The following is a 22,807-nucleotide window of genomic DNA, read 5'->3' as shown; positions in this document are numbered from 1 at the left end:
CGGCAAAGGCGGAGGCACATGTCGTGCAGCGGCCGTAGCCGCCGGGGTGGGCGCGGCGGGCGGTGGGGCCTGGGCAGCTGCGGCACAGCGGCCGGCCGAGGCAGGCGGGGCAGAGGTCCTCGCCGGGGGCGGTTGCGGGCACGCCGCACCCGGCGCATTCGACGAGGCCCGGTAGGTGAGGGCCTCGGTCACGGTGCGGGCGGCGGACGCCGTGGATGACCGCTCGGTGTTCGCGGGCGCGAGAGGCGTGTCGGGGCAGGGATCGTCGTGCGGGCTGGCCGCTGTGGCGGGCGGCGGGTAGGCCTGGGCGGCGCGGAGCCGGGCGGCGATGATCGCGCCGACCGAGGTACGTACCGCGTGCGGCAAAGGCCGACTGGTGATGACGTGGCGCAGCTGCGCGGGACTCCAGCCGGCGTCCATCATCACGGTCGCCACACGACCTTGATCGGTCAGCGGTTTGCCGGTCAGCAGAAGTTCAGGGCGGCTCGCTCCGATCTCCAGGAGCAGACGGGTCCCCGGATGCATCTCGTTTGCCGCAGGCGGCGTGCCGGCAACGTGGTCGCGTCGCAGGGGCCGCTCCGTCCGTTCGTGCGCGCGGCTGCGCCGCGGTCGCACGGACGGATGGGGTTGGTCTTCTGCTTTGGCGGATCCCCCAAGCCGTTCATCGCGCTGCCTTCTGCGGGGGCCACGCTCGGCGGCCGTGGCAGCGCCCGTAGCCCACCGGCGTGGGCCGGCCAACGGGCCCGGATGCGGCAGCGTGCGTGTGTTCCATGCCGTCAGCTCACCCGCCGACCCCGACCACGCTGACGGCCACCAGCCCCGACCAAAGGCAACAACGGCGTTGCCCCAGCCCATGATTGGCCACTAGGGTCGGTCGGGTGACTGCCGGGTCGGCCATGGGCCATTCACGAGTGAGGATCCCGGCCTCGGCGTGAGCGCGAGGCGGGCCAGAGGCCCGCCCCCTTCTCCGCGTCTTTGCTCCGGCGCCCGCGTGCGGCGCCCCATCCCAGCGAATCCAAAGACCCGGAGACACACCCCACATGTCATACGACCAGCAGTACCCGCACGACTCCGAGCTGTCGGCGACCTCCGTCCAGCTGAACCACACCGCCATCTACGCCAGCGACCGGCATCTGTCGGCCGAGTTCATCGCCGTGATCCTGGGGCTGAAGGTCGGCGCTCCGTTTGGACCGTTCCTGCCCGTCGACCTCGGCAACGGCGTGACGCTCGACTACTACGAGAAGCGGGACGAGCCGATCCAGTCGCAGCACTACGCATTCCTCGTGCCCGACGCCCAGTTCGACGTCATGATCGCCCGCCTGGAGGCGGTCGGGGTCACCTACTACGCCGACCCCAGCCACACCGAGCCCGGCCAGATCAACCGTCTTTTCGGCGGTCGCGGCGCGTACTTCGAGGACCCGGACGGCCACAACATGGAGATCATGACCCGGCCGTACGTCCGCCCCTAGCAGACCGTCCGGCGGGGGTCGGCTCACCAAGTGGTTCTCCAACTTGCCGGCCTGGGCCGAACGCCTGGGCCGGCGAGGTGAGCCCCTTGGCGAGGAGCGGATGAACGCATGACCGGGGCGAAGCATCACCTGATCGAGGAGGCGCCGCCCAGTGCTCGGGGCCGATCCACCGCCAGAAAGACCAGTGACGGCACCAGCCACCAGCGGCTGCCCGCTGCCACACCGGACGCCGAAGGTGCCTGAAGCGCGGCCGGCTGTCCTGGCCCTGGTCTTCGCGTGCGTCGCATTCGCCCAGGTCCGCTGGTGATCGGTGAACGCATCACGCCTCATCGCCCTGGTCCGCGCCGGAGCCTGTTGGGAACGTGGCGTGCTGACAGAGCACTCTGGGACGATCGCGGTGTGACGAGCCACCGTGATGTCAGCGCAACGCCACGCCGACCGCTGGGTGAACCCCACCGGCTGGACCTGGCTGATTCGGTCACCCTGCGCCAGCTGTGGGAACTTCAGCGTGCTGCCTACGCCGTGGAGGCCGAACTCATCGGATTCGACGGCATCCCGCCTCTGCACGAGACCCTTCAGGAGTTGCGCGGCTGCGCCGAGTCCTTCCTTGGGGTGTCCGACGAGATCGGACTGGCCGGAGCAGTGTCCTGGACCCGGCTGCACGACGGCACCCTGGATATCTGCCGACTCGTGGTTCATCCACGCGCACATCGCCGCGGCATCGCTACTGTGCTGCTCGACAGTCTGGACGTCATGGAACCCACAGACGTGACCCTGGTCTCCACCGGAACCGCCAACCAGCCCGCCCTCGCCCTCTACCGAAGCCGCGGATTCACCCCCACCAGCGAACGCGAGATTGCGCCCGGCATCACGGTCACACTGCTGGAACGCCGGACCGACGACTCACCCGACCACCTGTCAAGGCACAAGTCTTGACAGCGGCTCGGGAGTCGGGTGAGCGAGTCTGTTGTCGGCCCATGACGTTGTTGGCGGCGGCCGGTCGAGTCACCTCGGCTACGGGTACGTTCGGCACGTCGTGTCGGCATTGTGTGCTGCCGCAAGGGAGCGTCAGCGTCGGGTGTGTCCGCTGTTTCCGTCGCTGCGGCGTGGTGTCGTTGCCCACGATGGGAGCCAGGTTGTGTCGGGGAGCGGGGCCAGGCTTCCGAAGTGGTCGATGATTGCCCGGAGACCTGGGTGGGGATTCGCCCGGGGGAGGATGAGCGAGAGCGGGTATGCGAGCGTCGGATTCACGATCGGGATGCGGCGTAGATCGTGGTTCGTCGGCCAGATGTACCGGTCGCGCGAGCCTACGAGGGTTGCCACGTCCGCGGAGTCCGCGAGGATGTCGAGGAGCACCTCGTTGCCGAAGTTCGGGCCCGCGGCGTCAACGCGGAGGTCGAAGTCGGTGGCGAGCTGATCGTAGAACTCTGCCCATTCGCTTCGCGGCGCGATACCCGGCACCCAGATCCGGTGCCGGCGCAGCTGGGACGGTGTCAGCGTTCGTGCGGAGGCGAGCGGGTGCCTCGGGCCGACGAGGAGTTCCAGCGGAGAGTTGAACGCGTGGATCATTTGCACGTCACGCGGCAGTGTGGCCGGGTCGGTGACGGAGCGGAACGAGGCGTCGATGTCGCCGGCTCGGACGGCCGCGACCACCTCGCGCGGGTCGTTGACCCTGAGGGTCACCACGTCGAGGTCGGTTTCGGTATGCGACCGCCAGTAGTCGTGCAGCACGACGGCCTGCGCGGATCGCAGGCCGAGAACATCGATCCGTAGGGCTCGCGACCCCGGTCTGATCGCGGTGATGGCGCGATCGACACCCGTGACGATGTTCCGGGCGTGCGGGAGGAAGGCCTGGCCGTCGAGTGTCAGCTGGACCCCTCGAGCGGTGCGGGTGAACAACCGGACGTCGAGTTCGCGCTCAAGGGTGGCGATCCGCTTCGACACGGCCTGTTGCGTCACGCCGAGCTCGTCGGCCGCTTGTTGCAGCTGTCCGAGCTCGGCCGCGCGGACGAACGACCGCACCGCCTCGGTATCCATTGATCCAGCATAAGCATGCCCAACTGATGGTTGTGGCTCGCCCGGGAGTCAGTTGTTTGCTCCCAGGGCAGTGCGGCCGATGTGATGCGGAGACCCGAACATCGGTTGTCGCCAGGGAGTCGCATGCGCGTGCAGTTGGGGCGCAGTTTCGGTTGGCTGTGGTCGGCCTACGCCGTCAGTACATACGGTACGTGGATTGCCTTCGGCGCGTTCCCGCTGATCGCGGTCCGAGTGCTGCACTCGTCGGCATTCGCCGTGTCGCTCCTGGAGGCGGCCGGGCTTACCGTAGCGGCGATTGTCGCGTGGTCGCTGGGGCCGTGGGTTGAGCACCGGGCCAAGCGTCCGGTGATGATCGCGATGGACCTGATCCGGTTCGTCGCGATGGCGAGTGTCCCGGTCTCGTACGTCCTCGGCGTTCTTTCCTACGGCCAACTGCTGGTCGTCTCGGTCATCTGCGGGACCGCGAGCATCGCCTTCACTGCCGCATCCGGCGCGTATCTGAAGCATCTCGTCCGCAGCGATCACCTCCTTGTGGCGAACGGGAGATTCGAGGGCACGAGCTGGGTGGCGACGGCGGCGGGTCCGCCCCTCGGTGGTGCACTCATAGCGTTGCTCGGCCCGGTCATCACTGTCATGGCCGACGCCCTCAGTTACCTGCTGTCCGCGCTGGGGGTTTTCCGCATCCGCGGAGGCGACGTCGCGGCACCCCGCGACCGGGCCACCAGGTGGCGCGGGGCCGACCTTCTCGACGGTTGGCGGTTCATCTTCCGCGACCACACACTGAGGCGCCTGTTCCTCAACTCGATCCTGGTCGGCGCCCTCATCATGGCCACCGCCCCGCTCCTGTCCGTCCTCCTGCTGGGCCATTACCACTTCCCGGCCTGGCAATACGGTCTGGCCTTCGGCATCCCGGCACTCGGCGGCTTCGTGGGCGCCCGCCTCTCCGCGCGCCTCGTCACCCGCTACGGCCGGCATCGAGTAATGATCATCTCCGGTTGGCTGCGATCGCTCTTCCCGCTCGGTCTCACGTTCGTCCGTCCCGGCATCCCCGGACTCCTCACCGTGATCATCGTCGAGGCCCTGCTGATCACCTGCATGGGCATCTTCAATCCGATCTACGCAACAGAACGCCTGCACCGGACTCCCTCGGAGCACACCGCCCAAGTCCTCAGTACCTGGAGTGCCACCAGCAAACTCCTACAAGCTGCCCTGATGGTGATCTGGGGCATTCTCGCCACACTCACCAGCCCACTCGCCGCGATCACCATGTCCGGCGTTCTCCTGCTCGCCACCCCGCTCTTGCTGCCCAAGCGGATACATTTGGCCGCCCCAGAGCCCGCCGCGCCTTCCGAGGACGTCCGGGTCGCATGACTCACCGCGACGCCCCGGGCGACGCCCACTCACCCCGGAAGGGCGCCGCCCGGCTCGTCGAGCGCTGTCGCACCCGCCCGGTCGCGCATGTCGGCGCGGAGACGGGGAGAGCGGAGTGATGAAGTGCGTGATCTTGGGAAGACGGCGGCAGTGATCTTCATGTCGTCTTCTGTGGGGGGTTGCACTGCCATGGCCGCGTCCATACGTCCTTTCCGATCCGTGAACCGCCGCCGCCCGTTCGACCTCCGCCGGACAGCAGCCTTCTTCGGGCTTCTCGCTCTCGTGGTGATCGCCGTGGGTCTGTCGGCGCGTGCGGCGGCCGGTGCCGTCGAGCGACGCCCCGCCTGGGCGCTCGTGCTGGGCGTCGTGGGTGTCGCGGTCGCCATGTCCCTTTGGCGCCGACGGCGTCGCGTCTCCCTTTCACGGGTGGCGCGGCGGGCCGTCGCAGCACTCGACGAGGGGGCAGGCACGGCGGTCGCCGTGCTGGAGACGCCGTCGTCCACGGAGACGGGCGCGCGATCCGCCGCCGTCGACTCCGGTGGTGAGGAGACGGTCGTCCTCCCACCCGGCGTGGCGGCCGCCGAAGACACCCTTGACCCGGAGGAATTCGAGGAGGCGATAGCCGCTCTGTGCGAGCGGGACGGCTGCTCGCACATCGAACTCGTGGGCGGGGCAGGCGATCTCGGCGCGGACATCCTGGCCCTCGCCCCGGACGGGCGCCGCGTCGTCATCCAGTGCAAGCGCTACGGCGACACGCACCGGGTCGGCTCCCAGGACCTGCAGCGCTTCGGCGGCACGTGCTTCACCATCCATGAGGCCGACGTCGCCGTAGTCGTCACCACGAGCGGCTTCACTGCTCCGGCGGTCGAGTACGCCGAGCAGTGCGGGATCGTGTGCTGGGACGGACCGGCCCTGTGGGCTTGGGACGCAGGCATCGGTCCGACGCCGTGGGAGTCGCAGGGCGAAGGGGCCGTGGACTGACAGCCGACGGCGATGTCGGCGCATCGGGCGGTGGCCGGGCAGCGTCTGCGCGCTCCTTGCGCCGGGCGCGCCCTCATCATGCCGGGCAGGAAGCGTCACAGCGGATCGGAGACGTCCGGCGGCGCGGCAGGTTGCGGAAGGTCGTGGTGAGGGCCTGATCGAACAGGGGCAGGACGGCCTGGGACGCGGCGGACCTCGTCGGTCTGCCGACCAGGCCGGTCGGCCCACGAGTCGGGCCCACACGCCAGAGCCGGTGCCGCCTCAGCGTCTCAGCGCCGACGCAGGCCTTCGCCCGAAGTGGAAGGAGGCCGCGGATGCCAGTCATCACTCGGGCCCCTCAGCTCAGTACGCCAAAGGCACCGAGCCGGTACGAACGTGACGGCCCGGGGACAGACCCGAAGCCGGCTCAGCTTCCGCCCGACCGGTCGGCGCCCGCCGGGCGGAAGCACGCGGTCACCGTCTTGCCGTGCCGCTGACACTTCATCTCGTACCCATCAGCCAGCATCCGCACAATCCCCACTCCGCGACCGGACACCTCACCCGCCTGAGGGTGACGCTGCCTCGGCAGTGTCGGGTCCTCGTCATGGACGCTCACATGGAGGCAGTCACCATCCCAGGTCAGCACCAAGTGCGCATCGCTGTGCGCGTGGACGTGAGCATTGGTGATCAGCTCGGACACGGCCAGGACGACAGCATCCACCGTCTCCGGCTCAGCAGCGGTCCACGGCAGGGAAGCCAACTGCGTTCGCGTCCACTGCCGCCCGGCGCGCACTCCACCAGACATAGGAAACGAATGCGCCCAACCCATCGCCTTGACAGCCACCCTCGCGCTCCTCTCCCCGCCGGTCCACACCGATACGTACACACCGTGTACCCCTGACTCGCGGCCGCAGGCACTCGAGCGGCCGGCGCCCGATCCTCACAAATCGATGCAGCCTCACTGCCCGTGCTTGTCGCCCATGGCCAGGACGTCTCAGACTCAACAGGGGCGGGTCCAGCCGTCAGGTACCGCCCGGCTGGATCATCTTCCGGCCCGTGGTGCTTCCGCCGTCCACGGCGATTGACGCACCCGTCATCTACGGGAGGTCGTCGGACGCGAGCCCGAGCACAGCGCCCGCGATCTCCTCGGCGCCAGCCATCCGTTCAAGACCGTCGACGTTCAGCGGCCCCCACGCCTGCTTGCGGGGCACTGCCGGCCGCCTTGGAGTCAGTGGTGGAACACAGCCGCCAGACCGGCCTGGCCGTAACCGCTTACGTGGCGAACCTGATGGTGGAGACAGGCCGGGACAACCACATCCGACTCGCCATCCTTGCCGTCCTCACCGACATCACGCAAATGCGTAGAAACGGGCGCGTTGCCGGGCGGCGGGCTCGGGCAGGCGGTACGGATCGCGGACTTCGTGGCACGCACGAGTAGAGACGATACGCATCGTCTTGTATGATGGCGGCATGGTCTTCTTCTACTTTCTCTGAGTCCGGGCACGGCCGACGCCGCCGTTTCTGCTGCCCGTAGACACTTCGCATTCCCAGGGAAAGTGACATGCGCGAACGCGCCCATACCGTTGTGCCCGCTGCCGTGACGCAGCTGTCCGTCAAGGACGTGACCAAGTCCTACGGCACCCGCACCGTCCTCGACCAGGTTTCCTTCACCGTCCGCCCCGGCGAGAAGGCCGCCGTCATCGGCGAGAACGGCTCGGGCAAGTCCACCTTGCTGCGGCTGCTGGCCGCGGCCGAGGTGCCGGACGCCGGTGAGATCACCGTCAGCTTCCCCGGCGGCATCAGCCACCTCGCCCAGACCCTCGACCTCGACCCGCACTGCACCGTGCAGGACGCTGTCGACTTCGCCCTGGCCGAACTGCGCGGCATGGAGCGCCGGTTGCGGAGGGCGGAGGAGCGCCTCGGCGAGGCGTCGGAAGAGGAACTCGCCGCGTACGGCGAGCTGCTGAACGCGTACGAGGAACGTGGCGGATACGAGGCGGACACCCGCGTGGAAGCCGCCATGCACGGGCTCGGGCTCGCCGGGATCACCCGCGACCGCGTGCTCGGCTCGCTCTCCGGCGGCGAGCAGTCGCGGCTCGCGCTCGCCTGCGTACTGGCCGCCGCCCCCGAGCTGCTGCTCCTCGACGAGCCGACGAACCATCTCGACGCGGCAGCCGTGCGCTGGCTTGAGGAACATCTGCGCGCACACCGCGGCACCGTCGTGGCGGTCACCCACGACCGCGGCTTCCTGGAGCGCATCGCCACCACGATCCTCGAGGTCGACCGGGATGCGCGCACGGTGCACCGGTACGGCGATGGCTGGGCCGGCTACCGAGCCGCGAAGGCCGCCGCCCGACGTCGCGCGGAGCAGGAACACGCGGACTGGCTTGAGAAGGTGGCCCATACCGAGGAACTGCTTGAGGCCGCCGGGAAGAGGCTGGCCACCACCGGCAGGGACCCGCGGCAGGGCTTCGGCAAGCACCGCCGATCGCATGAGGCAAAGCTCGGCGGGCAAGTGCGATCGGTCCGGGAGCGGTTGGCCCACCTGCGGCGCAACCCGGTGGCGGCGCCAGCCGAACCACTGCGGTTCACGGCGGCGCTTTCGGCGTCGGGCGGCACGCATTCCGCCGAGCGTCCGCTTGCCGAACTCGACAACGTGAGCGTCGGCGAGCAGCTGTGCCTGGACGGGCTGCTGGCGATCACGCCCGGGCAGCGGCTGCTGGTCACGGGCGAGAACGGGGCCGGAAAGACGACGCTGCTGCGGGTCCTGGCGGGCGACCTGGAGCCGGACGCGGGCACGGTGCGCCGTCCTGCTCGGATCGGGTACCTGGCGCAGGAGCTGCCCGCGCGCTCCACACGTCTCCCGCTGCTCGCCGCCTTCGCGGCCGGGCAGCCCGGGCTGCCGGAGGAGTACACCGATCAGCTGCTGGCGCTGGGGCTGTTCCGTGAGGAGGATCTGCACGTCCCGGTCACGGCGCTGTCCGCCGGGCAGCAACGACGGTTGCAGATCGCGAGGCTGGTGAGCAGGCCCGTGGACCTTCTCGTACTCGACGAGCCGACGACCCACGTCGCGCTCGACCTGGTCGAGGGCCTGGAGGCGGCGCTCGCGGCCTACCCGGGGGCGGTGGTCGCGGTGTCGCACGATCGCGGCTTCCGCGAGCGCTTCCCGGGGGAACGGCTGTCACTGCGCGGCGGCCGCAGATGCTGACCCGCAAGCGCCAGGCGGGGGCGAATCGGGTCGGTTCAGGTCGGTTCAGGTTCCCGAGTGGCTGTCGCCGGGACGGCGGACCGCCGCTCCGACCGGGTCGGCTCCTCCACGGACTGCCTGCACGCCCCGCCCAACAGTCACAAATCCACCTGGAGGGATTGAGTCATGACCGATTTCGCGACACCACAGCACCGGGCTCGCCGCACGTCCGCCGCAGTTGACGCGGCTGTCGGCGCAGGGCGTGCTCTCGGTCTCGCCGTGGCTGATGCCACGGTGCTCCACGACGTCTTCTCCGTCGTCGTGCACCTTGCGCCCTCACCGGTCGTGGCCCGGATTCCCACCGTCCTGCCGCACTGCGAAGGCCTCGATTCCCTTGCGCGCCGCCAGCGGGCGGAACTGGACGTGACACGATGGCTCGCCGACCAGGGAACCCCCGTGATCCCACCCAGCCCGTGCGTGCCCCGGGAACCTGTTCAGCGCGACGGGTTCTCGATGACGTTCTGGCAGTTCGTGGAGGAAGACCGGGGCAAGGAACCCGACTACGTTGCGAACTCCGAAAGCGTTGCTGACCTGCACGCTGCGATGCGCGCGTACCCGGGCCGTCTGTCGTTTCTGTCCGCGGCCGATCCGGAGTTCATCGCGGAAAGCCTCACTCTGCTCGAAACGTTCCCCAGCCTCATCGGCGCGTCCGAGCTGGACCGGGCACGACGCGAGTGGCAGATCCTGGAACCCCTGGTGCGCTCACGCGCGGCGTTCGAAGAAGCGTTCCCGGGCATCGACCTCCAGCCCATCCACGGCGACTCTCCGCCCGCGAACATCTTCTCCGGGGTCGACGGGGACCTCTACTCCGACTTCGAGCTGGTCACGTTGGGCCCCGTCGAGTGGGACCTGGCCGCTCTCGGGCCGGCCCACGAATCCGCCTACAACCGCGGCGCGCGGCGCAACGGCACGAGACTGCTGAACGAGGATGTCCTGAGCTTCGTGAACGCCGTGGGGATGCTGCGGATCATCGCCTCCCTCACGCTCGTGCCGCAACTGCCCGAGTTGGTGGACTACCTCAAGCCGGCCGTCGACCAATGGCAGACGATGCCGTTCGCCGGGGGCATGGTCGACTGACACCAACAGGTACCCAGCAGCATCCGGACACCTCCGCCCCGGCGCCCAGAGGCCCAACAGCGGTGTCCCTGGGCTGGTTTGGTCACGGTGAGCGGGCCGTGCGATCCTCTCGAAGTCATCTGTCTGAAAGGTCTGGTCATGACGCTCGGCATGGTCGTCTTCGACTTTTCCTCTCGCGCTTCGGCGCGGGAGCGGTAGTCCAACCTGCCCTGAATCGACCCGTGCTGCGGCACGGGCCCGCCGCCGTGGAGCAAGGGGTCTACGACCCGGGCGGCAGCATGCTTCACACCTTCCTGGACGGACTCACCGCCCATCTCGAACCGCGAGGTCAAGGGCAAGTTATTGAGAATCGGGGCAGGAGCTTTACCTTTCGGTGAGTTGGGTGAGAGGGATGAAGCTCTTGGTGGTGCCGAGCTCTTTGGGGGTAGGGCCAGCCGGAGTTGGGATGTCGCTGAGCCGTTCCGCTAGGGCGGCGACCGCCTCGCGGTCGCCTTCGAGGGCTTCGCGCTCGTCGTAGTTGCGACCGTGCCTACTTGCGCACGTGGAAGCGCAGCATGGTGACCCCGCCCGACTGGACATTGCTGAACGGTTCCAGGTCGATCCGGTCGAGGCCCGGCGGCGCGAAGCGGACGCCGTCGCCGAGCAGCACCGGCAGCACGTACACCAGGATCTCGTCGACGAGGCCGCGCCGCAGGCACTGGGCGGCCACGTCGGCGCCGAGGATCTCCAGGTTCTTGTCGCCGGCGGCGCGGCGTGCCGTGGCCACGGCTTCCTCGATGTCGCAGGTGAGGAAGGTGACGTTGGGGTCCGGCTCGTCGGGCGGGCGGTGGGTGAGGACGAACTGCGCCCCGCCGTCGTAGCCGGTGTTCTCGTCGGACATGCGCTTGCCGACCTCGTACGTGCCCCGGCCGATGAGCATGGCGCCCGTGGCCGCCATGACCTCCGGGAACGTCGCCGACGTCATGTACTCGAAGATCCAGTCCATCGTGTGGCCGGGACCGGCGATGAACCCATCGAGGGACATCACCCTGTTCACGACCACTTTGCCGGTGCTCGCATCCGTCATGCGTCTTCTCCAAGCAGGTGGAGGGCCGGGATCGCATCATAGGTCGGTGAGCAACATCTTCTCCGGCGGTAGCCACGACCTGGACCTGTCCAATGGTCGCCACCGCGGTGTTCATCGACGTGCTGATGCTGGCCGTGTCCGATCTGGCCTCCGAGGACTGGGACTTCCGCTTCGCGGCGCTGCTGACCCTGCAGGACCAGAACGTCATGGGGCGCGGTGCCGTCGGGTTCGACCTGGCGGAGTTCGACTGGGGTGCGACGGAGCGGGAACGCGCCCGCGCGAAGGACTTCGTGCTGCGTGCCACAGCACTCGCGGCGAGCGGACATCGCTGGAGCGAGCTGGGCTACCACCCGCCCCGCGTGCATGACTACCTGCACCGCTTCACGACCATGGTGGAGTCCTGCACCCCCGCCCGCCGACAGCAGCGCCGCACGCGGCTTCCCCGGCCCGGACGAGGCCGCGATGGCCTCGTGCGTGCGCCACCGCGTCCTCAGCGCGCTCCCGCTCTGGGACGGCTGCTTCCTCTGCAATCGGCCGCACTACTAGCCCGGCTCGATTCCACATAAGTTGGCTGATCCTGTCGGACTTGGCCGAGCGTCTAGGACTCAGGACTCGCGGCGAACTGCTGGACCGCATTGAAGCGGCGGGTCTGCACGTGGTGGACAGAACCGACACCAGGCCGCAGCATCCACGAGCGAGCGACGCCGCTGATCCCCTCCACGCCGCCCGCGCTGCGGAAGTGACGTCGCTGTGGCGTCTCGTCGGCAACTGAGGGTCAGCGTCTGCCGTCACCGGGGACGAGCAGGTGGCCGCCGGACCGGCCGGAATGCGGCGGGATGGCCGAGAAAGCTTTGCGCCGTGCATCGGTCACGCAGGGGCCGACGGATCCGGTACGCGCCAATATCATCTGCGCGCGCACGGGACCGTCCGGCCTCACCGGCCCCCCGGAACCGCCCTTGGCGCACCTTCCCTACGTGCGGTTATGCGGGCGCACCGACGCCCACACGTCTTCGTCACGCGATCTTCACGCAACACGCACTTTCGGCCGGGTGTCGTGGGGCGCGCCCCTGCCGGGGCAGACGGTGCATTCGCCACATGCCTAGCCTCCCGGCCATGCGATCACTCCTGATGAGACGCCTCGGCCTCGGTGCCGTCCTGGCTCTCGCTCTTGCCGTGTTCGGCCTGGCCCCCAGCGCGAGCGCCGCCGACCCGGCACCGGCCGAGCTGACCTTCGCCACCGACAGTGCGACCACCACGCCCGGCGGCACGGTGAATCTGTCGATGACCATCACCAACAACAAGACCTACGACATCTGGTTCATGTACCAGACGATCGAACCGACGTGGCTGACCACTCAGCGACCCGACCTGAAGTACGGCTTCACCGGGTGCAGCCTGGCCACGGCTGCCGGACCCACCCCCTGCTCCGGGACCGGCCCCGCCAACCTCGGCGGCAACTACGGCGCCACCGTTCCGCCCGGCCAGAGCCGCACCGTCACACTGACGCTCCAGGTCGCCGCCGACTCCGGCTGCAACGGCAACATCGGCTTCTACTCGTACTTCTACGCCGAGTTCAGCGACAGCACGAACACCAGCGGTGGGCCGGTCTACACGCCCGAGACGCGAGTGCTGTGCGCCTGACGGCCTGTCGAGTGCGTCGGCGGCCGCGCCGAGGTGACCTGAAAACGCTCTTCGACCAGGCACGCACAGTGGTCTGAACCACTGGCACTCCGCACCGGCGGCCCCGGCGGCCCGCCGGTGCGGTATGCGGGGCCCGGACCAGCGCGACGGGCTTTCGGGGCCGTCGGGTCCGGGCGTCCGGCCACCCCCGAGGCGTCACCGGACGACTCAACTCGCCTTCGACTCTGCCCTATTGGTCACCTGCATTTTTCCGTCATGTTTCGCAACATGACCACTAAAGCTACACACAGACCTCACTATTGGCGGGACGGATGCGTCGACGACTGGTTTCTGAGGGGGATGCCGGCGTCACGCAAGGGGGTCAGTCCGCTCCATGGGAGCTGTGCTCACCCCTGCCCGGGGAGGGGACATCACCGCATGAAGCGGACCATACGCACCGCCGTGTTCACGGCGGGTGCGCTGATCGTCGCGCTGGGCCTGCCGGCCGGCGCGGCCCAGGCCGACACGAGCACACCCCGCGTCGACCTGCGGGTGCTGGTGGTGAGCGACGGGGGGCCGTCCACCGACGCGATCGCAGCCGAGCTGACCGCGGCCGGCACGCCGTACACCGAGATCGATCTCACGCAGTCCGGCCGGCCCGTGATCGACGCCGGTTTCCTCGCGGACACCGTCGACGGCCGGCCGCGCGCCAGGTTCCAGGCCGTGGTCCTGCCCAACGACAACCCGTTCCCGGCCGGTTCCACGGAGATGGCGGCGCTGGCGGCGTACGAGCAGACCTACGACATTCCCCAGGTCGACGCCTACACCTACGCGCGTCCCGAAGCCGGTCTGCAGTATCCGGTCTACGGCGGCTACTCCGGGAGCGCCGACGGCATGCAGGCGGAGGTGACCGCCGCCGGGAAGTCGGGCCCCTTCGACTACCTCGACGGCGCGGTGCCCTTCGAGGACAACGACGCCTCCGTGGGCGAGAGTTACGCCTACCTGTCGACGCCCACGGCGGGCGCCGACTTCACCCCCTACGTCGACGCGGCGATCCCCGGGCAGTCGACGCGAGGCTCGCTGGTGGGCGAGTACCGGCACGACGGGCGTCGCGAGCTCGTCGTCACCTTCGTCTACAACCAGTACCAACAGCAGTTCCGGCTGCTGGCCCGCGGGATCGTGGAGTGGATGACCGGCGGCATTCACCTCGGCGCCTCCCGCAACTACTTCGCCGTGCATGTGGACGACGTGTTCGCCGCCGACGACCGCTGGAGCACCGAGCTCAACTGCACCCCCGGCGATGTCGACTGCACCGACCCGAACGCCACGGCCGACCCGATCCGCATGACGGCCGCGGACGTCGACCACGCCACTTCCTGGCAGGACAGCCGCGACTTCACCCTCGACTTCGCCTACAACGGCGCCGGCAGCGTCGACCAGCGCGAGGCCAACAACGGAGTCGACGCGCTCGCCGACAAGCTGATCGCGGACCGGGGCGAGTTCCGCTGGATCAACCACACGTACTCGCACCCCTTCCTCGGCTGCGTGCAGGACACCGCGACGGTGCCCTGGAAGTGCGCCACGAACACCGACGGCAGCACCCGGTGGGTCAGCCGCACGGAGATCTCCGACGAGATCGCCACCAACCGCGTGTGGGGGCAGACGGCCGGACTCCCGCTGGAGAACGACGAGTTGGTCACCGGCGAGCACTCCGGCATGCGGGTTCTTCCGCAGCAGCCCGCGGACAACCCCAACCTGGCGCTCGCCCTCGACGACAACGACATTTCCTGGCTCGGCTCGGACAACTCCCGTGAACCCGGCCAGCGTCAGGTCGGCCCGGCCACGACCGTCCCCCGCTACCCGATGAACGTCTTCTACAACGCGGGCAAGGCGACCGAGCAGGTCGACGAGTACAACTGGATCTACACCAGCCGCGCCCAGGGCGGCAGCGGCATCTGCGAGGACAACCCGGCCACCACCACCTGCCTCGCGGCACCGCTGGACACCACCACCGGTTACGCCGAGCAGATCGTGCCGGTGGAGAAGCGCATCGCTCTCGGACACGTGCTGTCCAACGACCCGAAACCGCACTTCATCCACCAGTCGAACCTGGCCGAGGAGCGCATCGCCTACCCCGTGCTGAACGGCGTCCTCGACGGCTACAACGCGCTGTTCGCGGACAACACCCCCGTGGTGAACCTGCGGATGAAGGACATCGGCACCGAACTGCGGCACAGAGCCGCCTGGCAGGCCGCCCTGCAGGCCGGCCAGGTGACCGGCTACCGCATCGGTACCTCGGTGACCGTCGAGGCGCCGAACGGAGTGGCCGTCACGGCGACCGTGCCCACCGGCACCACGCTGGCCGGCTCCGCCTTCGGCACCGCGTACGCGGGCGAGATGTCGGGCTGGGCGCCCTCCGCGGGCACGCCGCTCGAGCTCACCCTGCCGGCGTCCGCCCCCGCCCCGGCCGTCGACTCCTCCGAGCCCGTCGCACCGGCCACGGACCCCGCACCGGACACCCGCGTCCCCGCAGGCGTGACCGAGCCGGTCCCGTACACCGCGGACAACTGAACGGCGCGCCGACCCAAGGACCGACCGAGGTCCCGGCCGCCCTCTGCGGCCGGGACCGGCACGACGACCCCACACCTCGGCCCGTGGAGCACATCCATGCACGTTCCCCACGGCGCGCGACGCCCCAGCGCAACGCGCGTCACCCTGCTCACCGAAGGCACCTACCCACACAGTCACGGCGGCGTGAGCGTCTGGTGCGACCAGCTCGTCCAGGGCATGCCCGACCTCGCCTTCGACGTCATCGCCGTCACCGGGACCGGACGCGAACCCGTGGTGTGGGACCTGCCCGCGCACGTATCCAGCGTGCTGTCCGTCCCGATGTGGGGCGACCCGCCCGAGGGCCGCCCGCCCCGGAGCCGCGCCCGCAACCAACTCGCCGCCGCCTACGAGCGGTTCCTGACCGCCCTGCTCGATCCCTGCGCCGAGGACGGGTTCGCCCCCGCCCTGTACGCGATGGCCCGGGCCGCCGCGGACGGGACACTGAGCCCGTTCCTGCGCGGCGACCGCGCGATCGCCCTGCTGACGGCCGTGTGGAACCGTCCGGGTCTGGCCGTGCGCGAGGCCGGTCCGACCCTCCACGACGCGCTCACCGCGACCGCGCTGCTGGAACACGCCCTGCGCCCCTTGGCCGCACCGCTGCCCGAGAGCGGGGTCGCGCACGCGGTCAGCGGCGGCGTCGCCGCACTGCCGGGCCTCGCCGCCCTCGAACAGCACGGCGTCCCCCTGCTGTTGACCGAGCACGGCGTCTATCTGCGCGAGCGCTACCTCGGCTACCGCACCGCGCCCTACCGCTGGCCGGTGAAGGCCGTCGTCCTCGGCTTCTTCCGGCTGCTGGCGGAGGAGACCTACCGGCGGGCCGCCCTGATCACCCCGGGCAACCGCTACAACCGGCTGTGGGAGGAACAGGGCGGTGCCGACCCGGAGTCGATCCGCACGGTCTACAACGGTGTGGACCCCGCCGCGTTCCCGCCGGCCGGCCCCGAACCGGAGCAGCTCACCCTCAGCTGGGCGGGCCGCGTCGACCCCATCAAGGACCTGGAGACCCTCATACGGGCCTTCGCCCTCGTCAGGGACCGACTCCCCGGCACGCGGCTGCGGATGTTCGGCGGCACCCCACGCGGCGGCGAGGCCTACCGGGAACGCTGCGAGGCGCTGGCCGCCGAGCTCGGGCACGCGGACTCCGTCACCTTCGAGGGGCGCGTCGACGACATCAAGGACGCGTACGCGGCCGGCAACGTCGTGATGCTCTCCAGCATCAGCGAGGGCTTCCCCTTCACTCTGATCGAGGCCATGTCGTGCGGGCGGGCGACCGTCTCCACCGACGTGGGCGGGGTGAGGGAGGCCGTCGGCGACACCGGGCTCGTGGTGCCGCCGCGCGATCCGGCGGCGATGGCCGCGGCCGCGCTGGAGCTGCTGGGTGATCCCGGGCGGCGCAGGGCGATGGGCGAGGCGGCACGACTGCGGGTGATCGAGCAGTTCACGCTGCGCCAGACCATCGACACGTTCCGGTCCATCTACCGGGAACTGCCCACGCTCGGACGGCGGTCGGCGCTGGTACCGGCCCCCGCCGAGCAACCGCCCACGCCCGTGGCCACAGGGAGCCTGACCGGATGAGCGGGCCGATATCACTCGAACCCGGCGGCGCCGAACAGGAAACGCTGACACTCCGGCTGGCCGAGACCCGCCCGCCGCGCCGCCGCCCGCGCTGGGCGCTCGACGACAGCGCCACACTCGCCATCCGGTTACCCCGGCACGGCCCGGACGAGGAGGCGATCAGCGAGCTCGCCGCCGAACTCGCCGACCGCGTCGGCCCCGCCGTCCACCCCTACGAAGTGGCCGCACTGCTGGAAGCCGAAGGCCTCTCCGCGTCTTTGATCAAGGAGCGGTACGGCCACCCGAACCTCTTCTCGCTCGCCTCCGCGCTGTACGAGCGGGTGCCGCGGACCTTCCCCGAACCCGCACCGCCGGCCGATCCCTGGCGCCCGGACACCGTGCGTTGTCTCCTGCGGGGCGTGCTGTTCGCGCTGCCCGGACTCGCCTACCTGCTGACCGCACCGCTGTGGAACGCCTCAGCGAACGCCTCGGCCCTGATCGTGGCCGGACTCGTCTCCTGGGCCTGGGGGCAGGCCCTCGGCCACCGCGCCCACCTGCGGCTGGCGACCGGCCGGCGCGAGGCGGGCCGTACGCTCCTGGTCGGTGCGCCGGTGGGGGCGGTGGTGGCCACGGCGATCGCGGCGATACCCGCCGAAGGCGGACCTGTGACCCTGGCAGCGGCCGGACAGTCGGCGTACCTGGGGGCGGCGGGCATCCTGCTGGTGCTGGGCCGGGAGCGGCTGCTGCTGGCCGCGCTCAGCCCGCTGATCGCCGGCGCCGCCGTGCTGCCCTGGTGGGAGCCCGGCACCCTGCTGCGGGTCGCGCTGCCGCTGCTGGCGCTGCTCGCCACGCTCGCCGTCACCGGCCGGACCCTGTGGGCCGCCCGCGCGGTCCCGGCCGCGTCCGGCGCCGCCCGGCCGCGCCTGCTGTGGTCCCTGCCCTACGGACTGTTCGGGCTGGCCGCCGGCGTGCTGGTACTGCTGGAGGGACGGCAGGAGCCGTACGCGGTGATCGTGCTGACGGTGAGCATGGGGCCGGCGGAGTGGCTGCTGTACCGCTACCGCGGGCTGTCGGTCGCCGCGCTGCGCGCCACCGCCACACCCGCCGGCTTCCTGCTCCGCTCGGCCGGCATCCTCGGTCTCTGCCTGCTCGCCTACCTCGCGCCCCTGCTGCCCGCGGCCCTGCTCACCGGCGCCGATCCGGCCGCCCTGCTGCTGCTCGCGGCCACCCTGTGGACCGCCCTGCTGCTCCAGGCGTTCGGAGCCGCCTGGCCGTCGGCCGCGATCTGCCTCACGGCCGCGGGCGGCGCCGGGGCGGTCACCGTGCTGGACCTGCCACCGGGCTCGGCCGCACTGCCCCTGTTGTGCGGCGCGGCCGCCCTGTGTCTGTCGGCCTGCACGCTGTGGTCCCTCGGACGACCGGCCCCGCACGCCTGACCTCACCGGCCGCCCCCGCGCTCTCCCCACTCGCCCAACCAACCGGAAGGACACCTGAGTTGACCTCCGCACCGCTCGCCGCAGTCACCGGAGCCGAGGGTTTCATCGGCTCCCACCTCACCGAGGCGCTGGTCGCCTCCGGACACCGGGTCCGGGCCATGGCCCAGTACAACTCCTTCTCCTCCTACGGATGGCTGGAGACCCTGCATCCGGACGTCCTCGACCAGGTGGAGATCGTCCTCGGCGACGTGCGCGACCCCGGCTCGGTCCGCGGGCTGCTCGAAGGCGCCGACACCGCCTACCACTTGGCCGCCCTGATCGCGATCCCGTACTCCTACCAGGCGCCGCACAGCTACGTGGACACCAACGTCACCGGCACGCTCAACGTGCTGGAGGCCGTGCGCGCCCTCGGCACACCCCGGCTGGTGCACACCTCCACCAGTGAGACGTACGGCACCGCGCAGACCGTGCCGATCACCGAGGACCACCCCATCAACACCCAGTCGCCGTACGCCGCTTCCAAGGCGGGCGGTGACCGGCTGGCCGACAGCTACCACGCGAGCTTCGACACCCCGGTGGTGACACTGCGCCCGTTCAACACCTTCGGGCCGCGCCAGTCGATGCGCGCGGTCATCCCCACCGTCATCGGCCAGGTGGCGGCCGGGGAGCGCACCATCACCCTCGGCGACCTTCGTCCCACCCGCGACTTCACCTTCGTCAAGGACACCGCCCAGGCGTTTCTGACCGTGGGCACCGCGCCCGCCGAGCAGGTCGTGGGCCGCACCTTCAACGCCGGCACCGGCGGGGAGATCTCCGTCGGCGACCTCGTCGCGCTGATCGGCAAGGTGATGGACACCGCCCTCGACGTCCGCGAGGACACCGCGCGCATCCGCCCGGCGAACTCCGAGGTGATGCGGCTGGTCGCGGACGCGAGCCGACTCGCTGCGGCCACCGGCTGGCAGCCCGCCCACACCCTGGAGGAGGGCCTCGGACACACCGTGGAGTTCTTCCGCGACCCGGCCAACCTCGCCCGCTACAAGACCGGCATCTACAACATCTGACCTGCCCGGCACGTCCCCGTACAGCCCCGCACGTCTATGAAGGAGGAGCCCCCATGCACGTAGTGATCCTGGCGGGAGGCAAGGGCGTCCGGCTGCGGCCGTACACCACGGCGCTGCCCAAGCCCCTCGTGCCCATAGGTGATCAGCACGCCATCCTGGAGATCGTGCTACGGCAGCTCTCCATGGCCGGCTTCACCCGCTGCACGATCGCCATCGGCCATCTGGGCGAGATCATCCGCGCGTATGTCGGCGACGGCTCCCAGTGGGGCATGAGCATCGACTACGCCACCGAGGAGAGCCCGCTGGGCACCATGGGCCCGCTGCTCACCCTGCGCGACCGGCTGCCCGAGACGTTCCTGGTGATGAACGGCGACATCCTGACCGACCTCGACTACGCCGACGTCCTGCGCCGGCACGGGGAGTCGGGCGCCCCGCTGACCATCGCGACGTACGCCCGCAAGGTGCACATCGACTTCGGCGTGCTGACCACCGACTCGGGCAAGGTCGTCGCGTTCACCGAGAAGCCGAGCATCGACTACCGCGTCTCCATGGGCGTCTACGGCCTGTCCCGCTCGACGCTCGACGGCTACACGCCCGGACTGCCGCTCGGATTCGACGAGTTGGTCCTCGACCTGCTGGCCGCCCAGAGCCCGCCGCACGCCTATGAGTTCGACGGGTACTGGCTGGACATCGGGCGTCCGGACGACTATGACCGGGCCAACGCCGAGTTCACCACCCGCAAGTCGCTTCTGCTCAAGGGAGCCTGAGCACCGCATGCGCATTCTCGTCCTGGGCCACACCGGCTATCTGGGCAGCCACGTCGTCGAGCGGCTGCGCGCCCTGCCGGGCGCGCTGGTGCTCGGCGGCGGCCGCTCGCCCGCCGCCGAGTTCTCGGTCGACCTCGCCACCGTCCGCCCCGAGCGGCTGACGATGACCGTCGAGGCGGCCGCACCCGACACCGTGATCAACTGTGCGGGCGCGACCGGCGGCGACGCCGTGACCCTCGCGGAGGTCAACGCCCGCGGCCCCGCGGTGCTGTGCGCCGCGCTGCGGGCCGCGGCCCCCGCGGCGCGTCTGGTCCATCTGGGGTCGGCCGCCGAGTACGGCCCCGGTGTCCCGGACATCCGGGTGACGGAAACCGCGGCCACCCATCCGGTCGGCCCCTACGGAGCGACCAAGCTGGCGGGCACCGCCGCGGTGACCGCCTCGGGCCTGGACGCGGTGGTGCTGCGGGTCGGCAACCCGGTGGGGCCCGGGGCGCCGTCCACCGGGCTGCCCGGCCGGATCGCCGGACTGCTGCGCGCGGCCGGCCCGGACCCGGACGCGGTGCTGCGGCTCGGCGACCTGTCCGCGTACCGCGACTTCATCGACGTACGCGATGTGGCGCGGGCGGCGGCGTACGCGGTCACAGCTCCCGCTCCGCTGCCGCCCGTGCTCAACATCAGTGGCGGCCGGGCCGTTCCGGTGCGCGACCTGGTGCGGGGGCTGGCCGACAGGGCCGGCTTCCGGGGGCGGATCGAGGAGACCACCACCGGCTCGGCCCGCTCGGCCGACGTGTCGTGGCAGTGTTCCGACATCACCGCCGCCGACAAGGCCCTGGGCTGGCGCCCGGCCCACACCCTCGACGACGCGCTGACCGCGTTGTGGGAAGGCGACCCGGCCCCGTGAACCTGCTGATTCCGCTGTACGTCCACCCGGCCGAGGACCCTGGTGCCTGGCACCGTCTGATCACGGCCGCGACCCGCACGTACGGCGTCGTCCTCAACCCCGCCAACGGTCCGGGGGACGGCCCCGATCCCGCGTTCACCGCGGCGGCCGAGGCGCTGCGCGCGGCCGGGGCACGGCTGCTGGGCTACGTCGACACCGACTACGGGATGCGCGAGAGCGCGGACATCGCCGCCGATGTGCGCCGCCACCAGGAGTGGTACGCGGCCGACGGCTGCTTCCTCGACCAGGTGACGGCGACACCGGAAGGGCTGTCCGCCTGTCGCCGACTGGTCAGGACCGTACGCCGGCTCGGTGCCGGGACGGTGGTCATCAACCCCGGGGTCCATCCGGCGCCCGGATACGCCCGTCTCGCCGACCTGACGGTCACCTTCGAGGGCCACTGGTCGACGTACGTGTCGGCGTTCAGCAGACCGGCGTGGACCGCGCGGCATCCGCCCGAGGAGCTGTGTCACCTCGTGTACGGCGTGCCCGAGGCGCTCGTACCGCTCGCCGTGCGCACGGCGCACGAACGCGGTGCGGGGGTCTGCGGGCCCGTGACCGGAGAACCCCCCAATCCCTGGGCCGGGTTGACGCCCGCACTGACCGGGACGGAGCGATGAGGAACGCGCGACCGGCCTTCGCCCCACTACTGGCAACTGTGGCGGCTCTGGCGGCATCGGTGCTGACGGGGTGTTCCGGCGGCACGGGGCGGCCTGCCGACGCGCACGGTACGACGTCCGCCGCCCAGAGCACGACCACTGCGGCGGCCACTTCCGACACCGGGGAGCCGCCCGCACCGAAGAGTTCTCCCCCTTCCCCGTCTTCGTCTGCTTCCCCGCCCGCCAAAGCCCCTTCCGGGAACGCCACTTCCGCAAGCCCCGGCAAGGCTCTGTGGAAACCCCGACCCGGGCTGGCCTGGCAGTGGCAACTGGACGGAAAGGCCAACCCCTCGGCCGACGTGCCCGTGTACGACATCGACGGCTTCGAGAACTCGGCGGCGGACGTGGCCCGTCTGCACCGGGACGGCCGCAAGGTCATCTGCTACATCAATGTCGGTGCCTGGGAGGACTTCCGATCCGACCAGGGCGCCTTCCCGCGTTCGGTACTCGGTGAGCCCAACGGCTGGGCGGGCGAACGGTGGTTGGACATCCGGCAGGTCTCCGTCCTGCGGCCGATCATGGAACGACGCTTCGACATGTGCCGCGACAAGGGCTTCGACGCGGTCGAGCCCGACCTGGTCGAGGGCTATGGCAACGACACCGGCTTCCCTCTCACCGCACGCGACCAGCTCAGGTACAACCGCATGATCGCGGCCATCGCGCACGAACGCGGACTGTCGGTGGGGCTGAAGAACGACCTTCCGCAGATCCCCCAGCTCCTGGCCGACTTCGACTTCGCGGTCAACGAGGAATGCGCACAGTACGACGAGTGCGCGGAACTCACTCCGTTCATCGCGGCCGGCAAGGCGGTCTTCCACGTGGAGTACACGGAACCGCGGAGCAGCTTCTGCCCCGAGTCCCGCCGCCTGAAGCTGTCGTCGATGGTGAAAGAGCCGGAACTCGGGGTGTGGCGGAAGCCCTGCTGAGCGAGCC

20 protein-coding genes and 2 pseudogenes are annotated in these 22,807 nt (G+C 70.3%); 18 read left to right on the top strand and 4 right to left on the bottom strand.

All coding sequences use genetic code 11. The features are described 5' to 3' along the window. Positions 1-435 (bottom strand): annotated as a pseudogene (locus ACFWWR_RS33185) (hypothetical protein); the annotation flags it as partial. Between the two features lie 605 nt (positions 436-1,040). On the opposite strand from ACFWWR_RS33185, the gene ACFWWR_RS33180 reads away from it, so the two are divergent. From ACFWWR_RS33180 to ACFWWR_RS33170, 3 genes are all read left to right on the top strand, one after another. After that, entirely contained in the window at positions 1,041-1,469 is a 429-nt protein-coding gene (locus ACFWWR_RS33180) for a VOC family protein (protein WP_383864004.1), read from the top strand. A 108-nt stretch (positions 1,470-1,577) separates the two neighbouring features. After that, entirely contained in the window at positions 1,578-1,712 is a 135-nt protein-coding gene (locus ACFWWR_RS33175) for a hypothetical protein (protein ID WP_383864006.1), read from the top strand. Positions 1,713-1,868: 156 nt separating this feature from the next. Next, positions 1,869-2,405, top strand: a complete 537-nt coding sequence (locus ACFWWR_RS33170; protein ID WP_384307174.1) for a GNAT family N-acetyltransferase — start codon at positions 1,869-1,871, stop codon at positions 2,403-2,405. Between the two features lie 132 nt (positions 2,406-2,537). Here ACFWWR_RS33170 and ACFWWR_RS33165 read toward each other — a convergent pair whose 3' ends face one another. Continuing rightward, a complete protein-coding gene (locus ACFWWR_RS33165) occupies positions 2,538-3,506 on the bottom strand; it encodes a LysR family transcriptional regulator (RefSeq protein ID WP_384307171.1) in 969 nt (322 codons plus the stop codon). 123 nt (positions 3,507-3,629) lie between these two features. On the opposite strand from ACFWWR_RS33165, the gene ACFWWR_RS33160 reads away from it, so the two are divergent. Then, the gene (locus ACFWWR_RS33160) at positions 3,630-4,877 is read left to right on the top strand and encodes an MFS transporter (RefSeq protein ID WP_384307168.1); all 1,248 of its coding nucleotides are present in this window, start codon (positions 3,630-3,632) and stop codon (positions 4,875-4,877) included. Between the two features lie 219 nt (positions 4,878-5,096). Beyond that, positions 5,097-5,858, top strand: coding sequence for a restriction endonuclease (locus tag ACFWWR_RS33155; RefSeq protein ID WP_384307165.1), 762 nt, complete (start codon positions 5,097-5,099; stop codon positions 5,856-5,858). Positions 5,859-6,264: 406 nt separating this feature from the next. Here ACFWWR_RS33155 and ACFWWR_RS33150 read toward each other — a convergent pair whose 3' ends face one another. Beyond that, positions 6,265-6,681 carry an ATP-binding protein gene (locus ACFWWR_RS33150; RefSeq protein WP_383864023.1) on the bottom strand — a complete coding sequence of 139 codons (417 nt, stop codon included), beginning with the start codon at positions 6,679-6,681 and terminating at the stop codon, positions 6,265-6,267. A gap of 717 nt (positions 6,682-7,398) precedes the next feature. Between ACFWWR_RS33150 and abc-f the strand changes: the two genes are divergently transcribed. Together abc-f and ACFWWR_RS33140 are read left to right on the top strand one after the other, a co-directional pair. Next, positions 7,399-9,045 (top strand): ribosomal protection-like ABC-F family protein, encoded by a 1,647-nt coding sequence (gene abc-f / locus ACFWWR_RS33145; RefSeq protein WP_384307162.1) that lies wholly within the window; start codon positions 7,399-7,401, stop codon positions 9,043-9,045. Between the two features lie 165 nt (positions 9,046-9,210). Next, complete coding sequence (locus ACFWWR_RS33140; RefSeq protein ID WP_384307160.1) at positions 9,211-10,161, top strand: phosphotransferase; 951 nt, start codon at positions 9,211-9,213, stop codon at positions 10,159-10,161. A gap of 529 nt (positions 10,162-10,690) precedes the next feature. Here the strand turns inward: ACFWWR_RS33140 and ACFWWR_RS33135 are convergent. After that, positions 10,691-11,227 (bottom strand): dihydrofolate reductase family protein, encoded by a 537-nt coding sequence (locus ACFWWR_RS33135; protein ID WP_383864028.1) that lies wholly within the window; start codon positions 11,225-11,227, stop codon positions 10,691-10,693. A 92-nt stretch (positions 11,228-11,319) separates the two neighbouring features. On the opposite strand from ACFWWR_RS33135, the gene ACFWWR_RS33130 reads away from it, so the two are divergent. From ACFWWR_RS33130 to ACFWWR_RS33080, 11 genes and pseudogenes are all read left to right on the top strand, one after another. Beyond that, complete coding sequence (locus ACFWWR_RS33130; protein ID WP_384307157.1) at positions 11,320-11,793, top strand: hypothetical protein; 474 nt, start codon at positions 11,320-11,322, stop codon at positions 11,791-11,793. A gap of 2 nt (positions 11,794-11,795) precedes the next feature. Then, positions 11,796-11,999: pseudogene (locus ACFWWR_RS33125) on the top strand (methyltransferase); the annotation flags it as partial. Positions 12,000-12,340: 341 nt separating this feature from the next. After that, the gene (locus ACFWWR_RS33120; RefSeq protein ID WP_383864034.1) at positions 12,341-12,868 is read left to right on the top strand and encodes a hypothetical protein; all 528 of its coding nucleotides are present in this window, start codon (positions 12,341-12,343) and stop codon (positions 12,866-12,868) included. A gap of 417 nt (positions 12,869-13,285) precedes the next feature. After that, entirely contained in the window at positions 13,286-15,418 is a 2,133-nt protein-coding gene (locus ACFWWR_RS33115) for a hypothetical protein (protein WP_383864036.1), read from the top strand. Between the two features lie 96 nt (positions 15,419-15,514). Next, complete coding sequence (gene pelF, locus ACFWWR_RS33110) at positions 15,515-17,032, top strand: GT4 family glycosyltransferase PelF (RefSeq protein ID WP_384307154.1); 1,518 nt, start codon at positions 15,515-15,517, stop codon at positions 17,030-17,032. Continuing rightward, positions 17,029-18,447: a hypothetical protein gene (locus ACFWWR_RS33105; RefSeq protein WP_384307151.1), complete on the top strand. Its 1,419-nt coding sequence runs from the start codon at positions 17,029-17,031 to the stop codon at positions 18,445-18,447. The genes pelF and ACFWWR_RS33105 overlap by 4 nt, the downstream gene beginning before the upstream one ends. A gap of 59 nt (positions 18,448-18,506) precedes the next feature. Then, complete coding sequence (locus ACFWWR_RS33100; RefSeq protein ID WP_383864044.1) at positions 18,507-19,508, top strand: GDP-mannose 4,6-dehydratase; 1,002 nt, start codon at positions 18,507-18,509, stop codon at positions 19,506-19,508. A 53-nt stretch (positions 19,509-19,561) separates the two neighbouring features. Beyond that, on the top strand, positions 19,562-20,275 hold the full coding sequence (locus ACFWWR_RS33095; protein WP_383864046.1) for an NDP-sugar synthase: 714 nt from the start codon (positions 19,562-19,564) through the stop codon (positions 20,273-20,275). Between the two features lie 7 nt (positions 20,276-20,282). Further along, positions 20,283-21,176 (top strand): NAD-dependent epimerase/dehydratase family protein, encoded by an 894-nt coding sequence (locus ACFWWR_RS33090; protein ID WP_383864049.1) that lies wholly within the window; start codon positions 20,283-20,285, stop codon positions 21,174-21,176. After that, positions 21,173-21,835, top strand: a complete 663-nt coding sequence (locus ACFWWR_RS33085) for a spherulation-specific family 4 protein (protein WP_383864051.1) — start codon at positions 21,173-21,175, stop codon at positions 21,833-21,835. Before ACFWWR_RS33090 ends, ACFWWR_RS33085 begins: the two co-directional genes overlap by 4 nt. Further along, positions 21,832-22,800, top strand: a complete 969-nt coding sequence (locus ACFWWR_RS33080; protein WP_383864054.1) for an endo alpha-1,4 polygalactosaminidase — start codon at positions 21,832-21,834, stop codon at positions 22,798-22,800. Before ACFWWR_RS33085 ends, ACFWWR_RS33080 begins: the two co-directional genes overlap by 4 nt. Positions 22,801-22,807 lie beyond the last annotated feature (7 nt).

This window comes from Streptomyces sp. NPDC058678 (assembly GCF_042714835.1).
Classification (GTDB): Bacteria; Actinomycetota; Actinomycetes; order Streptomycetales; family Streptomycetaceae; genus Streptomyces.
Note: the sequence above shows the minus strand (reverse complement) of the source record. Positions and strands in the feature narration are given on the sequence as shown.